Source organism: Hymenobacter ruber, assembly GCF_054783255.1.
On the sequence record NZ_BAAGQX010000004.1, the window covers coordinates 2,174,590 to 2,189,618 of the forward strand.

Sequence of the window (15,029 nt, forward strand, 5' to 3'; positions counted from 1 at the left end):
GGCTTTGTGAGGGGCAGACGCAAGCAGGCATTACCCAATTACTCATTTACGCACTTACCGTTTGGGCATCGTTCAGCGCCAGGGCATCCGCAACACCCTGATTTCCTACATCGGGCTGGCCATCGGCTTCGCTAACACCATTCTGGTGCTGCCACGCCTGCTTTCGCCAGCCCAGATTGGCCTAACTGCCAGTGTATTGCTGCCACTCGCGACCATCGGAGCGCAGGTGGCATCGTTTGGGTTTGCCAATATGGGCATCCGGTATTTTCCGTTTTTCCGGAATCAGGGGCGCAACCACGCAGGTTTTTTTCCGCTGCTACTGGGGCCGCCGCTGCTGGGCTTTGCGGTGGTGGCGCTGGCCATGTTGGTAGGCAAGCCGCTACTACTGCAATGGTACGCCAAGGGCGACGCAGCCCTGCTTTCGCCGCACTACTTAGCAGCCATTGCGCTGGCGGGCTGCATCATGCTGGGCTCGTTGCAGGATGCATATTTGCGCTCGCTTTACCACACGTCTTTTTCCTCGTTTTGCCAGGAAATTTTGCTCCGGCTGATGCTGGTTGGCGCGGCCGTGGCTTACAGCCAGGGCGTTATCAGCTTCCACGGCTTTGTGCTGGCTTATGTGGGGGCCTATGCGGTGGTGGCGGTGCTGCTGGCCATTTACCTGGCCGCCATCGGCGAACTGCACCTGCGTCCCACGCGAGCAGCGCTGCGCATCAAGCCGCTGCGCGAGATGCTGGGTTTCGGGGCGTTTGTGCTGCTGAGCAACATCTCGGGCACGGTGCTGCTCAACATCGACAGCCTGATGGTGGGCACCAAAGTAAGTTTGGCGGCGGCAGGTATCTACCTCATTGCCACCAATGTAAGCACAGCGCTAGTCCTGCCCTTCCGGGCGCTTTACAAAACGGCTTTTTCGCTCATTGCCGAATATTGGAAGGAAGGCAACATGGCAAAAATGGCCGACTTTTACCGCCGCAGCACTCGCATCAACACGCTGCTGGGCTGCTACCTGGCACTAGGCATCGGCCTAAATCTCAACTTTATCTACGGGCTCATTCATCGGCCCGAGTACGCGGTGGGCACTTCGGCGGTGCTTCTGCTATTGGCTGGCCGGCTGTTCGACGGCATTACCGGTGTCAATGGTATTATCGTGGCCACATCGCCCCGGTATCGGTTTGATTTGGTGTTTAATATCTCGCTTGCAGCGGCGGTAGTCGTGCTCAACTGGTTGCTGATTCCGCGCATGGACCTGGCCGGCGCGGCCCTGGCCTACTGCATTGCGCTGGTAAGCATCAACACCGTGCGGACGTGGTTTGTGTGGCGCAACTACGGCATGCAGCCCTTCGATGGCAGCACGGTTCGGATTCTGGCCGTGGCCGCGGGCGCCGGTTTCATCGCCTGGGTGCTGCCTGATACCGGCAATGCTTTTCTGACGCTGCTCATGCGCGGCGGCGTACTCACGGTCCTGTACGGAGCAGGGGTTTTGCTCACGGGCACCGCGCCGGAAGCCATGGCACTGCTGAACAGAGTGCGCAAGCGGTAGCTGTTGAACGAGGTAGCGACGCGCAATTGCGGCTCTACCTTGTTCCTAATTAGCCTACGCCCCCACCAATACCGGCCGCTCCTCCATGCGCTTGGGTGCCGGGCCGTCCTGATGCATCTCGCGGTAGAAGAAGGCGAAGATGAGCGGGAAAATCAGCAGCGTGAGCACCGTGGCCGTCACCAGCCCGCCGATGACCACAATGGCCAGGGGCTTCTGCGTTTCGGAGCCAATGCCAGTGCTAAGCGCCGCCGGAAATAGGCCAATCATGGCCATGAGGGCCGTCATCACCACGGGGCGCACGCGCGAGGCTACGCCCAGGCGCAGGCTGTCGGCCAGGCTCATCTTCTTCCGCAGGTTTTCCTTGAACACGGTGATGAGCACGATGCCGTTCTGAATACATATTCCGAGCAGGGCAATAAAGCCGATGCCAGCCGAAATCGAGAAGTTGACACCCGTGATGTGCAGCGCCGCGATGCCGCCGATAAGGGCAAACGGCACGTTGGCTAGCACCAGCGCGGCATCCTTGCCGTTGCCGAAGGTGATGAACAGCAGGATGAAAATGATGACCAGCGACACCGGCACCACCTGGCTCAGGCGTTTGGTAGCCCGTACCTGGTTCTCAAACTCGCCGGCCCACTCGATGCGGTAGCCCTTACCAAGCTTGATTGTCTGGTCCATTTTCTTCTGGGCTTCGGCGATGGTGGAGCCCATGTCGCGGTCGCGGATGGAGAATTTAACCGCGATAAAGCGCTGGCCGTTATCATGGTACACGAAGGCCGGCCCGTTTTCAGTCTTGATAGTGGCAATTTCCTTCAGGGCCACCTTGCCGCCCCGAATCGTGGGCACACGCAGCTCGCCGATTTTGGCCTCGGTGTCGCGGTCCTGCTTGGGGTAGCGCACCGTCACGTCGAACTTGCGCTCGCCCTCGTAAATCTGGGTGGCAGCCTTGCCACCCACGGCCATTTCCACTACCGTTTGGGCATCAGCGGTTTGTACACCGTAGGCGGCCATTCGGGTCTGGTCGAGACGCACACTCATCTCGGGCTGGCCCAGGTTGCGCAGAATACCCAGGTCCTTCACGCCGCGCACGCCGCTGAGCACCTTCATCACCTCGTTGGCTTTGCCGTCGAGTTCCTTCAAATCATTGCCGAAAATCTTCACGGCCAATGCAGCATTGATGCCCGCCACGGCCTCTTCCACGTTGTCGATAATAGGCTGCGAGTAGTTGAAAATGATGCCGGGGTACTCCTTCAGCTTCTTGTCCATCTCGTCAATCAGCTGCTCCTTCGTGATGTTGCGCTTCCACTCCTCCTTGGGCTTGAGGTTGACTTGGGCTTGCACGTAGTAGATGCCCGAGGGGTCGGTGCCGTCGTTCGAGCGGCCGGTCTGGCTCAGCACCGACGTCACTTCCGGGAACGAGCGCAGGATGCGCCGGTAGTTGGCCGCCATCTTGTTGGTTTCCGTCAGCGAAGACGACATCGGCAGCTTGGTTTCGACCCACAGCGCGCCCTCGTTCAGCTCCGGCAGAAACTCCGAACCCAGCAGCTTGAATGAGTACAGGCCCGCCACCACGATGACCATGGTCACCCCAAAACTCAGCAGCTTGTGCCGGTAGGTGAAGCCAAAGGCACTGGTCACAATGTTGTCGAAGAAATTTACCACCGGGTTGTTCTTCTCCTTCACGTCCTTATTTAGCAGCAGCGAGCACAGCACCGGCACCAGCGTCAGGGTCAGAATAAGCGCACCCACCAGTGCGAAACCCAGCGTGTAAGCCAATGGGCTGAACATCTTGCCTTCCACTTTCTCAAAGGCGAAAATGGGCAGCAGGCAGGTCAGAATAATCAGCTTGGCGAAGAACACCGCCTTGCCCAGCTCGCCGCCGGTCCTCTTAATCATGCCCAGCTTAGCCAGCTTGTTGAACTTCTCCATGCCTACCTGGTGGGCCTTGTGGTCGAGCACCACGAATATCCCTTCCACCATCACCACGGCCCCGTCGATGATAATACCGAAGTCAATGGCCCCCATGCTCAGCAGGTTGGCGCTCATTCCCTTCAGCCGCAGACACACGAAGGCAAACAGCAGCGCCAGCGGCACGACCACGCCCACCGTGAGCGTGGTGCGCCAGTCGGCCATGAAGATGAGCACGATGAGCGTCACCAGCACAATGCCCTCAATCAGGTTGTGGATTACGGTGTGCGTGCAATGGTCCATCAGCACGTCACGGTCGTAGAACGTTTTGAGATAGACGTCATTGGGCAGCACCTTTTCGTTAAGCTCCGCGATTTTGGCTTTCACCCGGCCCAGCACTTCGGCGGGGTTTTCGCCCTTGCGCATGATGACGATGCCTTCCACCACGTCGCTTTGGTCATCCAGCCCGGCCTGGCCCACGCGGGGGGCGTTGCTCTCGGTCACCTGAGCCACGTTGCGCACCAGCACGGGCACGTTGTTGATGTCCTTGACGATGATGTTGCCGATATCTTCGGGCTTGGTAAGCAGGCCGATGCCGCGCACCACGTAGCTCTGCGAGTTCTTCTCAATCACGTCGCCGCCCACGTTCATGTTCGACTTCTGCACGGCCTCGAACACCTCCAGCGGCGTCATGTCATACTTGGCCAGCATCGCGGGGTTCACACTGATTTCGTACACTTTACGTGTGCCGCCAAAGGCTGCAATGTCGGCCACGCCGGGCACCGATTTCAGCTGCCGCTCCACCGTCCAGTCCTGAATGGCGAGCAGTTCGTTGGTGCTGCGGCCGGTGCGGCTCTGCACCGTATAGCGAAAAATCTCACCCGTCGGCCCGTAGGGCGGCTGCACATGCGAGTCGCACCCGACCGGTAAATTCACCCCGCTCAATAGGTTATTCACCTGCTGCCGGGCGAAGAAATCCTCCACATTGTCCTCGAAGTTTATCTTGAGCACCGACAAGCCAAACATGCTGATGCTCCGCATGTTGCTTTTCATCTGCACCGAGTTCATGGCCACTTCAATCGGCGTGCTCACAAACCGCTCCACCTCCTCGGCCGAGCGGCCGGGCCAGAGGCTCACGATAATCATCTGGGTATTCGTAACATCCGGAAACGCCTCGATGGGCGTGTGCACGTAGCTGTACGTGCCGCCGGCCACCAGCAATGCCGTCATGAAAAAGATGAAGAAGCGGTTCTTCAATGAAAAGGCAACGATGCCAGAAATAAACTTATTCATGCCTGTGCGGGGTGGGAAGTTGGGTAGCGAACGGTTGCTATTCCGGCTGAATTGAATTGAAAGCGGCCAGGAAATGAGAATCTGGTGAAAAGTTGGTGAGAATACAATGAGGGTTTTATGAAGTGTAGGCCACGAAAAAGCCCGCTACCTGATGAGGCAGCGGGCTTTTTGCATTGCGTGAAGCTGCGGCTTAGTGCGCGGCTACTGGCTCGTGGTAACCGGGCTCACCGGGCAGGGGCACATACTTGGTGTGCTCCGAGCGGTAGAAGCGCTCGAACACCAGCGGGAACACGAAGAGCGTGAGGATGGTACCGGTAATCAGTCCACCGATTACCACGATGGCCAGCGGTTTGCTCGTTTCTGAGCCGATGCCCGTCGAAATAGCGGCTGGCATCAGGCCGATGGTGGCCATCAGGGCCGTCATTACCACGGGGCGCACCCGCGAAATCACACCTTCGTTGATGCTGTGGTCGAGCGTGTGCTTCTTCACCAGGTTCTGCTTGAAGACAGAGATGAGAATCACGCCGTTCTGAATACAGATACCGAACAGGGCGATAAAGCCAATGCCGGCCGAAATCGAGAAGTTAGTGTGCGTGATGAGTAGCGCCGCAATACCGCCGATGATGGCAAACGGCACGTTGAGCAGCACCAGCCCGGCATCTTTCAGGTTGCTGAAGAGGATGAACAGGATGAAGAAGATGAGGCCCAGCGAGATGGGCACCACCTGCGTGAGGCGCTGCTGGGCGCGGCGCTGGTTCTCGAAGTCGCCGGTCCATTTCTGCTCGTAGCCGGCGGGCAGCTTCACGTGGCGGTTCACTTTTTCCTGCGCTTCCTTAATGGTCGAACCCATGTCGCGGCCGCGAATCGAAAACTTCACAGCAGCAAAGCGGCGGTTGTCGTCGCGGTAAATCAGGCTCGGGCCGGTGACGGAACCGATGTTGGCAATTTCGGAGAGCGGAATGGTTTTGCCCGATTGCGTGGGCACCATCAGGGCCGCAATTTCGGCCGGCGTCTGGCGGTACTGGGGCTCGTAGCGCACCCGGATGGGGAATTTGCGCTCGCCTTCGTAGAGCTGCGTGGCCTCCTTGCCGCCCACGGCCATTTCCAGCACCGAGTTGGCGTCCGATTTATTCACGCCGTAGCTGGCCATGCGGCGCTCATCGAGGTCGACGTGGAACTCCGGCTGGCCGATGTTGCGCAACACGCCGAGGTCATCGATGCCTTTCACCGTTTTCAGCACCTCGTACACCTCGCGGGCCTTGGCCTCCAGCGTAGCTAGGTCAGTCCCGTAAATCTTCACCGCAATCGAGCCTTTCACGCCCGAAGCGGCTTCCTCCACGTTATCGGTAATCGGCTGCGAGAAGTTGAAATCAACGCCCGTAAACTTGTCGAGCTTGGCCTTCATGCGCTCCACCAAATCCTCACGGTAGGCCTTGGATTTCATCTTTTTCTCGACTTCCGGCGTGTGCTTGAGCTGCACCAGAAACTCGTTGTTGTAGAAGCCGGTGGGGTCGGTGCCGTCATTGGGACGGCCGGTCTGGCTCACTACGTCGCTCACTTCGGGGAAGCTCAAAAAGTCGCGCCGCATCTGGTTACACAGTTCGTTGCTCGATTCCAGGCTGATACTGAGCGGCAACTGGGCGCGCACGTAAATCGAGCCCTCGTTCAGCTCCGGCAGGAATTCCGAACCCAGGAACGAGAAGGAATACAGGCCCACAGCCGTCACCACGAAGGCGATGACGAGCGTGGCCGTTTTGCGGGCGTAGGTGAAGCGGAAGAAGCGGTTGGCCCCGTTGTTCACGCCGCGCACGAAGAAGTTGTCTTTCTCCTTCACGTTCTTTTTCAGCAGGATGCTCACCAGCACCGGCACCAGCGTGAGGGTGAAAATCAGCGCGCCCAACAGGGCGAATCCCAGCGTCCAGGCCAGCGGGCTGAACACCTTACCTTCCACTTTCTCGAAGGAGAAAATGGGCAGCAAAGCCGTGATGATAATGGCTTTGGCGAAGAAAATCGACTTGCCCATATCGCGGCCCGACTTCTTAATCAGCCCGAGCTTGGAGAGCTTGTTAAATCGCTCCATGCCCAGTTCGTGCGCCTTGTGGTCGAGGGCCACGAACAGCCCTTCCACCATCACCACCGCGCCGTCGATGATGATACCGAAGTCGATGGCACCCATGCTGAGCAGGTTGGCGCTCATGCCGCGCAAGCGCAGGCAGATGAAGGCAAACAGCAGCGCCAGTGGAATTATCACCGACACAATCACCGTCGTCCGCCAGTCGGCCATGAACAGGAACACGATGAGCGTCACCAGCACAATGCCTTCCATCAGGTTGTGAATCACCGTTTCCGTGGAGAAATCGATGAGCTGCTGCCGGTCGTAGAAGGTTTTCATCTTCACGTCAGGCGGCAGGATTTTGGAGTTCAGCTCGGCCACCTTATCGTGCAGGCGGGCAATAACTTCCGACGGGTTTTCGCCCTTGCGCATCACCACAATGCCTTCCAGCTTGTCGTCCTCAAACCCGCGGCCCACCTGGCCCAGGCGCGGCAGGGCGCTTTCGGTTACTTTAGCTACGTCGCGCACCAGAATCGGCACGCCGTTTACGTTCTTAATCACCGTGTTGGTGATGTCGGAAATGTTATTCAGCAGGCCGATGCCGCGCACCACGTAGTTCTGCTGGCCCTCGTTTATCACGTCGCCGCCCACGTTGATGTTGGAGCGCTGCACGGCGTTGTAGAGGTCGAGCGGCGTGAGACCGAAATCCTGTAGCTTGCCGGGGTTCACCGATATTTCGTAGTCTTTCACCTCGCCGCCGAAGCTGTTCACGTCGGCCACGCCGGGCACGGCTTTCAGGTTGCGCTCAATTACCCAGTCCTGCAGGGTTTTGAGCTCGCGCACGGTTTTGGTTTTGCTCTCCAGCGTGTAGCGGTAGATTTCGCCGGTGGGGCCGTAGGGCGGCTGCACGTCGGGCGTGATGCCGTCGGGCAAATCGACCTCGCGCAGCAGATTGTTCACCTGCGGGCGGGCGAAGGCATCGTCCACGCCGTCGTCGAAAATCACCTTCACCACCGACAGGCCAAACAGTGTGGTACTGCGCACCGAAGCCTTTTTCTGCACCGGGTTCAGGGCAATTTCGATGGGCACGGTCACGAATTTCTCCATCTCCTCGGCCGAGCGGCCGGGCCACTGCGTGATGATGGTTATTTCGGTGTTTGTCACATCCGGGAAGGCCTCAATAGGCGTGTTCCGGTAGCTCACCACGCCCATCACCACCACGACCAACGTCATGAGGAAGATGAAACCCTTGTTCTTGAGCGAAAAGGCAATAATACCTTGAATTAACTTGTTCATTTTCAGTTTCTAACAGTGAAGAAACGGTGAATTGCGGGTAGATTTAGAAGGCAGTACAGACCCGGAGCAAGGCGCAAATGCGCTTGCTCAAAGTCAATCCCGGCCCTGTCGAATTAGTCGTTCAGCTCGTCGTACACCAGCAGCTGGTCTTTGGCAATTACTACGTCGCCGGGCTTCAGGCCGGAGCTCACGTAGCTGTAGTCGCCCACCGTTTTGCTGATGGTCACGGGGCGGGTTTCGACGTGAGTGCGGTCCTTGTACACCATCACAAAGTTGCGGTCCTTGTCGAACACCACCGATTTGGCGGGCACGGCCAGGGCCTTCGCTCCTTCCGTGTTTTCCACCCGCACCTGGGCGTACATCTCGGGCTTCAGCAGGTAGCCGGGGTTTTCGAGGCGCACGCGCACCTTCATCACCTTGCTGTCGGGGTCGAGCACATTGAACACCTTGTCAATCTTGCCCCGGAAATGCTTGTCCGGGTAAGAGAGCGTAGTCACATCGGCCGAGTAGCCTTCCTTTACTTTCGAAATGTCCGACTCGAACACGTTGGCCATAATCCAGACATCGTCCAGGTCGCTCACCGTGAACAGGTTGCCCACGTTGTCGTTATTGAACTGCTCGTGGTCCGTCGCGTTTTTCTCCGTGATGAAGCCCGAAATCGGGGCCCGCAACTCGTACATGCCATCCTTGCCGATGCCGTACACGCTGAGCTGCTTCACGTTTTTGCCCACGGTGCCGCGGGCTTTGGTTACTTCCGCGCGGGCCAGTACCACGTCGCGCTCCGAGTTCAGGCCGGCCTTGAACATGTCCTCGGCCACGGCCAGGTTCTTGCGGGCAATGTCGAGGTCGGAACTGGCGGCCGTGGTCTGGTTCTGCACGTCGGCAATCTCGCCCGACTTGATGACGGCCAGCACCTGGCCTTTGGTCACCTTGTCGCCGAGCTGCACTTTCAGTTGCTCCACCACGCCGCCCACCAGCGGGTACACTTTCACGGTTTTGTCGCCGTCGGTGGCGATTTCGCCGGTCAGCACCAGCTCGTCCTGCACCGGGCGCAGGCGCACCGTGTCCAGCACAATCTGCTGCATCATGGTGTCGGAAAGGCGGAAGCCCTCCTTCTTTTCTTCTTTGACTTCGGGTTTGGAGCAGCCAACCAGGGTTACGGCGGTCAGCAATGCCAGAAAGGAGCGGTTCATCAGCAGGTAGGTGTTAGCCAGTGGCCTTGGGCCAGCAGCTTATGATTTTTTCAGGATTAAAACGGATGCGCTGTGGCTGGGCCGAAGCTATTCGGCGCGGAAGATGGGCTTGCCCACGGCAAAATTCAATTGCTCGAAAGCCCGCACGCGGTTGGCCCGCAAGGTATTCAGCTGCACCAAGTTGTTCTTGTAGGACTCAAAAAAGTCCAGGTATTCCACCACGCTCAGGATGCGCTTGGCGTAGCTCTGCTCGATGCCCACCATCAGCCGCGCAAACGGGGCCGTATCGCGGTCAGTGTTCTGAAACAACTCGTCGTTGCGGGCGGCCAGCTGATAAGCCTGATGCACCTCGTTCTGCACCACCAGCTGCTGCTGGTCCACTAGCAGCTTACTACCAGCTATCTGGGCCTTGGCCACCTGGATATTGCCCTGGTTGCGGTTGAAAATCGGTACCGCAATGCCCAGCGTCAGCGCGTTGTAATTGTTGATGTAGGAGCCGGCCTTATCGTAGGTGTAGCCCACGGCCAGGTCGGGCGTGGCCAGCTTTTGCTGGAGGCGCAGGTTCAGGTTTTGCTGCTCCACGGTGGCGCGGCGGGCATTCAGGTCGGTGCGCAGCACCAGGGCCGTATCGGCCAGCTGTTGCTCCGAGTAATTTTTCAGGCTCAGGTCGCGGGTCTTATTCACGTCCACCACCGGCACAAACTGGGTGCCGGTCGCATCGCGCACCAGCACGTGCAAGTCGGTTTGGTCCGAAGCCACGTCGTTGAGCAGATTCTGCCGCTCGCTTTGCAGCGTGAAGAGGAATGCCCGCAGGCGAATAACTTCTTTCAGCGCAATATTGCCTTTTTCAAACTGGGTCTGATACAGGCCCACGGTGCGCGTCAGCGAGGCAATTTCGGTGGCGTAAGCCGTCAGGGTGCGCTGCTTAAAATACAGGTCGTAGAACGTGGTTCGCAACTGATAGCGCAGGTTGCGCAGCAGGTCCTGCAGGTTGTATTGCTCCACCACGGCCCCTTGCTGGGCGGCCTGGCCAGCGGCCTTGCGCCGGCCCGCCAGCGAAAACAGCTGCTGCACCGTCACCACGGCCTCGCTGCTGGCAGTGCCCTCCGGCACCGTGGGCCGGGCAATGCGGCGGCGCAGCACGTCCTGCTCCACATAAAGTGTGGGGTTATCGATGAGGCGGGCCTGCACGGCCTGGGCCTGGGCCACCGTCACGTTGTATTGCTGGGCCAGCACGGCCAGGTTGTTTTGAAAAAAGCGCTGCTCGGCATCGGGCAGCGTCAGGCGGACGGTGTCAGTTGGGGTAGCCTGAACAGCCGGGGTGCTTTGGGCGGCTGCCGGCTGAGCGGCCAGGCACCACGCCCCAAAAAGAACCAGAAAAGGGAAGCGGGACATAATTGGCGTTGATTTCCTGACAAAGGTGCCAGTACCTGTATGAGGATAAAATGAATGTTCCATTTCCCCCTTGAACGCCCTCTAAACCTCGGTGAACGCCCATTTTTAAAGGGGCCAATTCCTGGCAATCCGAGTGGCTACTACATGGCTGGCGTGGTCCTGGTCATCCCACTGGCAACCTGCGCAGCCATCAGGCACCACCCCTGCACCAGCTGAGTAGAACCCGCTGGCAGTGCATGGGCCAACAAGCCCGCACGTGCGCTGCTCATACCTAGCAACACGGTAAGCATTAAGGCCCAGGAAATAGCTCGTCCCTGTCGGGTGCGGCCCTTCGCTAGCTGGGTGGCTGCCGTTAGCCCAAGAGCATCAGCAACAGCCCGCATGTCGATGGGTAACAAGGAATTCAACTGGTTCTTGATGCCGATAAGATTTGCCGTAACTGCCACCGCCGACAAGCGGTTACGCTCGGCGTACTGGCCCAGCAGGCCCGGCAGCACCGCGCCCACCAGCATCAGCAAGGTGCTGGCGGTGGTGCGTTTCACCTGCGCATAGCGGCTGACCGAAGCGGCTATGGTTTGCCAAGAATTGCCGAATAGCACTAGCAGCAGCGTTTCGCCCTGCATCATGGCGCTGCCGGCTTCCCGGCCCCCGCCCAGAATGCCCAGCATCCCGGTCACGCTGCCCAGCCCGTACTGCGTTGTTAGATACGCCCGGTTGCTCCATTCAAAAAGCAGTTGCGCATCCGAGGCTTCGGCTTGCCGGGCCATACCGCCCATCATCACGGGCAGCACGCCTTGCAGGGCGCGCTTCATGCCATTTTCGCCCTCGCCCAGGCGGGCAGCTAAATGGCTAATTAATTCTCTGGGAAAGGCCCGGGTAATGGCAGAAAATAACGCAGACATAGCAGAACAGTAAGACGTGGTAGAACCTCTCTTTCGGTGTCACTGCAAAGTACCTAATCAGTAAAGAGATGGAATTCACCTGCACGGTAAAACTCAATTTTACGCCGACGAACCTGAATAATTGCCCGCCGAATGAAATCATCTTTTACGGTTTTGGCACGGCTTGCCAGCAATTACAATAGCCGGCATTGTCCACACATCTGCATTTAAGGAGCCCGGGCTGGCGGGCTCCCAGTCCCGGCCCTGCTTTTAGTTAATCGTCCTCATAGTCGAGCCCAAGGCAGCTATTCAGCGCTTGCAGCAGTTCGCTGGCGGCGTGTTGCTGGCCTGCGGACCGGGCTACTTTTAGTCCGGTCCGGTACACCTTTTCGGCCTCGTCCTTTTTGCCAAACTGTTCCAACAGCTTGCCGGCGTGGTAGTAAGTCCCCACGTAATCGGGGTGCTCGGTTAAGAGTTTATCATAAAATTCCCAGGCTCGTTCCGGCTCCAGAGTGCGGTATTCGGTTGCCAGGGCATATATGGTGAAGGCATCGGTGGGGTCGTCGGCGTAGAAAGCCAATAACTGTTGCAAACGCGTGGCGGGAGTGTTCATCAGGGCGGGAGTTTTGTTTACCTTTGGGGCAAAATTGCGGCTTTTCCCTCGCATATCCCTTAGTAAAGATTGGCTGCCGGAAACCGGCAAGCTACTATAGGTTGTTATGCATGCAGCCTTTTTCAATCGATTTCGCCACCCTAATCCCGCTTAGATGAAGTTTCTGGTTTGTATTTCCAACGTGCCCGACACGACCACCAAAATTGCCTTCACCCCCGATAACAAGGAGTTCAACAAGGCCGGGGTGCAGTTCGTGATTAACCCTTGGGATGAGTATGCCCTCACCCGCGCCATCGAGTTGAAGGAAGCCGCTGGCAGCGGCACCGTTACGGTCCTCAACGTGGGCGAAGCCGACACCGAGCCGAACATCCGCAAGGCGCTGGCCATTGGGGCCGATGATGCCATTCGGGTGAATGCCGCGCCCCAGGATGCATATTTCGTGGCTGAGCAGATTGCAGCTGTTGCCAAAGAAGGTGCCTACGACGTGATTTTGATGGGCAAGGAAAGCATCGACTACAACGGCTTCCAGGTGCACGGCATGGTGGGCGAGATGCTCGGCATCCCGACCGTGGCCCCGGCCATGAAGCTGGACATGAGCGGCAACACCGCCACGCTGGAGCGCGAAATCGAAGGCGGCAAGGAAATCGTGACCGTGAACACGCCCTTCGTGGCCTCGTGCCAGCAGCCCATGTGCGAGCCCCGCATTCCCAACATGCGCGGCATCATGACGGCCCGCACCAAGCCCCTGAAAGTGGTGCCCGCCGTGGGCGAGCCCGCCCGCACCACCGTGGCCGAGTACGCGCTGCCCCCCAAGAAGCAGGGCGTAAAGCTCATCGATGCCGAGAATGCCGGCGAGCTCATCAAGCTGCTCCGCAACGAAGCAAAGGTTATCTAATTCGTCTGTCATGCTGACGAAGGAAGCGTCTTATCACGGCTCCCTTCGTTTGCTCTAACTAACTCAGCGGCGCGAGCGTGATAAGGTCCTTCGCTGCGCTCAGGATGACAAAAATAAAAAACCATGTCTGTATTAGTTGTAGTTGAATGCGCCGACGGCGAAGTAAAAAAGTCGTCGCTCGAAGTTGCCTCCTACGGGGCGCAGGTGGCCGCCCAACTGGGCACTACCGCCACGGCCATTGCCGTGGGCGAAGCCAATGAAGCCAACCTGGCCAAGCTCGGCGAGCAGGGCATTACGAAAGTGCTGTTCGATGCCGAGCCCCGCCTCAAGGATTTTGTGAACAATGCTTACACCAAGCTCATTGCCACGGCAGCTGAGCAGGAACAGGCTAAAATCATCGTGCTGGCCAATAGCAACATTGGCGCGGCAGTAGGCTCGCGCCTGTCGGTGCGGCTGAAGGCCAGCCTGGCTACCAACGTGGTGGAGCTGCCCAAAACCGACGGCGGCCAGTTCACGGTGAAGCGCGGCGCGTTCTCGGGCAAGGCGTTTTCGGACGTGGTGCTGAGCGGCGACCGCAAAATCATCGCCGTGAAGAAAAACTCGACTGAAGCCAAGCACGATGCTGGCAAAACAGCCGAAGTAACCAGCTTCGCCGCCCAGCTGTCGGACGCAGACTTTGCCGATGCGCCCACGCAGGTGGTGATGCAGGACCAGGCCGGCGGCATTTTGCTGCCCGAGGCCGAGCTCGTGGTATCGGGTGGCCGCGGCATGAAAGGCCCGGAGAACTGGGACCTCATTGAGGACCTCGCGAAAGCCCTGGGTGCAGCTACGGCCTGCTCCAAGCCCGTATCGGACGTGGACTGGCGCCCTCACCACGAGCACGTGGGCCAGACCGGCATCACCATCTCGCCGAACCTGTACATTGCCTGCGGCATTTCGGGGGCTATCCAGCATTTGGCCGGTGTGAACAGCTCGAAGGTGATTGTGGTCATCAACAAAGACCCGGAGGCTCCTTTCTTTAAAGCGGCCGATTATGGCATCGTGGGCGACGTTTTTGACGTATTGCCCAAGCTAACCGCCGCCGTGAAGGCCCTTAACTAAGGATTACGTGCAGGCATTGGGGACTCGGTCCGGTGGTTTTCGCAAGAAGCCCCGGCCCGGGTCCCCAATCTTTTTTCGGCATTTCCGGTTTCTACGGTAGGTTTTGGCCGCAGATACCCGGACTTTTCTTTATTTGCACGTACATCCTGTCTACCGGCTTCGGCCCGGCCCCTTCCCCCCTTTCCGCTTCCAAGACATCCAGTTCCTTATTCCCTTGAAAAAAATCCAGCTTGAAATCCTGGGGCTTTCGTCCAGCCAGTCGCAATCTGGCTCCTTCGCGCTGATTCTGGGCGAGAAGGGCGGCAACCGCCGCTTGCCCATTATCATTGGCATGTTTGAAGCACAAAGCATTGCTATTCAAATAGAAAAGATTAGCCCCAATCGGCCGCTCACGCACGACCTGTTTAAGTCTTTTGCTGAGCACGTACACGTGGTAATTCTAGAGGTGGTGATTTCCGACCTCAAAGAAGGCGTTTTCTATTCGCGCATTGTGTGCTCCGATGGCGCTACAACCTTCGATATCGATGCCCGTCCCTCCGATGCCATTGCCATTGGCCTGCGCTTTGGCGTACCCATTTACACGGTTGAAGGTGTGCTGAGCGAAGCCGGTATCATCCTTTCTGACCTCGACGAAGCCGAAAGCGAAGCCGAAGAGGACGAGGACGACGAGGATGACGACAACGACACGGACTCGCCGCGCGCCAGCCGGGCCCAGCCCGAGCCCCGCGAACCCAGCGGCCAGGTTTCGTTGGATGAGCTAACCAAAATGCTGGCCCAGGCCCTCGAAAAAGAAGATTACGAGAAAGCCGCCAAAATCCGTGACGAGCTAAACAAGCGCAACGGCTAGAACCACGAGTTCAC

General features: G+C 58.4%; 10 protein-coding genes. 4 read left to right on the forward strand and 6 right to left on the reverse strand.

Features of this window, described 5'->3' with window-relative positions:
• Positions 1–61: 61 nt before the first annotated feature.
• Positions 62–1,540 carry an oligosaccharide flippase family protein gene (locus tag ACYVM5_RS19835; RefSeq protein ID WP_460619820.1) on the forward strand — a complete coding sequence of 493 codons (1,479 nt, stop codon included), beginning with the start codon at positions 62–64 and terminating at the stop codon, positions 1,538–1,540.
• Between the two features lie 54 nt (positions 1,541–1,594).
• On the opposite strand, the gene ACYVM5_RS19840 is transcribed toward ACYVM5_RS19835, so the two are convergent.
• From ACYVM5_RS19840 to ACYVM5_RS19865, 6 genes are all read right to left on the reverse strand, one after another.
• Positions 1,595–4,741, reverse strand: a complete 3,147-nt coding sequence (locus ACYVM5_RS19840) for an efflux RND transporter permease subunit (protein ID WP_460619821.1) — start codon at positions 4,739–4,741, stop codon at positions 1,595–1,597.
• A gap of 190 nt (positions 4,742–4,931) precedes the next feature.
• Positions 4,932–8,090: an efflux RND transporter permease subunit gene (locus ACYVM5_RS19845; RefSeq protein WP_460619822.1), complete on the reverse strand. Its 3,159-nt coding sequence runs from the start codon at positions 8,088–8,090 to the stop codon at positions 4,932–4,934.
• Between the two features lie 113 nt (positions 8,091–8,203).
• Positions 8,204–9,283, reverse strand: a complete 1,080-nt coding sequence (locus tag ACYVM5_RS19850; RefSeq protein WP_460619823.1) for an efflux RND transporter periplasmic adaptor subunit — start codon at positions 9,281–9,283, stop codon at positions 8,204–8,206.
• An 87-nt stretch (positions 9,284–9,370) separates the two neighbouring features.
• Complete coding sequence (locus ACYVM5_RS19855; protein ID WP_460619824.1) at positions 9,371–10,678, reverse strand: TolC family protein; 1,308 nt, start codon at positions 10,676–10,678, stop codon at positions 9,371–9,373.
• Positions 10,679–10,818: 140 nt separating this feature from the next.
• Positions 10,819–11,580, reverse strand: coding sequence for a DUF937 domain-containing protein (locus ACYVM5_RS19860; RefSeq protein ID WP_460619825.1), 762 nt, complete (start codon positions 11,578–11,580; stop codon positions 10,819–10,821).
• A gap of 253 nt (positions 11,581–11,833) precedes the next feature.
• Positions 11,834–12,172, reverse strand: coding sequence for a tetratricopeptide repeat protein (locus ACYVM5_RS19865; protein ID WP_460619826.1), 339 nt, complete (start codon positions 12,170–12,172; stop codon positions 11,834–11,836).
• 154 nt (positions 12,173–12,326) lie between these two features.
• Here ACYVM5_RS19865 and ACYVM5_RS19870 point away from each other — a divergent pair, with 154 nt between their 5' ends.
• The 3 genes from ACYVM5_RS19870 to ACYVM5_RS19880 all read left to right on the forward strand — a co-directional run bounded on the left by ACYVM5_RS19870 (position 12,327) and on the right by ACYVM5_RS19880 (position 15,015).
• Complete coding sequence (locus tag ACYVM5_RS19870) at positions 12,327–13,067, forward strand: electron transfer flavoprotein subunit beta/FixA family protein (RefSeq protein WP_198070396.1); 741 nt, start codon at positions 12,327–12,329, stop codon at positions 13,065–13,067.
• Positions 13,068–13,190: 123 nt separating this feature from the next.
• Complete coding sequence (locus ACYVM5_RS19875; protein ID WP_460619827.1) at positions 13,191–14,168, forward strand: electron transfer flavoprotein subunit alpha/FixB family protein; 978 nt, start codon at positions 13,191–13,193, stop codon at positions 14,166–14,168.
• A 214-nt stretch (positions 14,169–14,382) separates the two neighbouring features.
• On the forward strand, positions 14,383–15,015 hold the full coding sequence (locus ACYVM5_RS19880) for a bifunctional nuclease family protein (protein ID WP_460619828.1): 633 nt from the start codon (positions 14,383–14,385) through the stop codon (positions 15,013–15,015).
• The last annotated feature ends 14 nt before the right edge of the window (positions 15,016–15,029 follow it).

Coding starts and splice junctions, on each gene's coding strand:
- ACYVM5_RS19865 (WP_460619826.1), bottom strand. CDS start 12,172: ATGAACACTCCCGCCACGCGTTTGCAACAGTTATTGGCTTTCTACGCC.
- ACYVM5_RS19845 (WP_460619822.1), bottom strand. CDS start 8,090: ATGAACAAGTTAATTCAAGGTATTATTGCCTTTTCGCTCAAGAACAAG.
- ACYVM5_RS19860 (WP_460619825.1), bottom strand. CDS start 11,580: ATGTCTGCGTTATTTTCTGCCATTACCCGGGCCTTTCCCAGAGAATTA.
- ACYVM5_RS19850 (WP_460619823.1), bottom strand. CDS start 9,283: ATGAACCGCTCCTTTCTGGCATTGCTGACCGCCGTAACCCTGGTTGGC.
- ACYVM5_RS19875 (WP_460619827.1), top strand. CDS start 13,191: ATGTCTGTATTAGTTGTAGTTGAATGCGCCGACGGCGAAGTAAAAAAG.
- ACYVM5_RS19855 (WP_460619824.1), bottom strand. CDS start 10,678: ATGTCCCGCTTCCCTTTTCTGGTTCTTTTTGGGGCGTGGTGCCTGGCC.
- ACYVM5_RS19870 (WP_198070396.1), top strand. CDS start 12,327: ATGAAGTTTCTGGTTTGTATTTCCAACGTGCCCGACACGACCACCAAA.
- ACYVM5_RS19840 (WP_460619821.1), bottom strand. CDS start 4,741: ATGAATAAGTTTATTTCTGGCATCGTTGCCTTTTCATTGAAGAACCGC.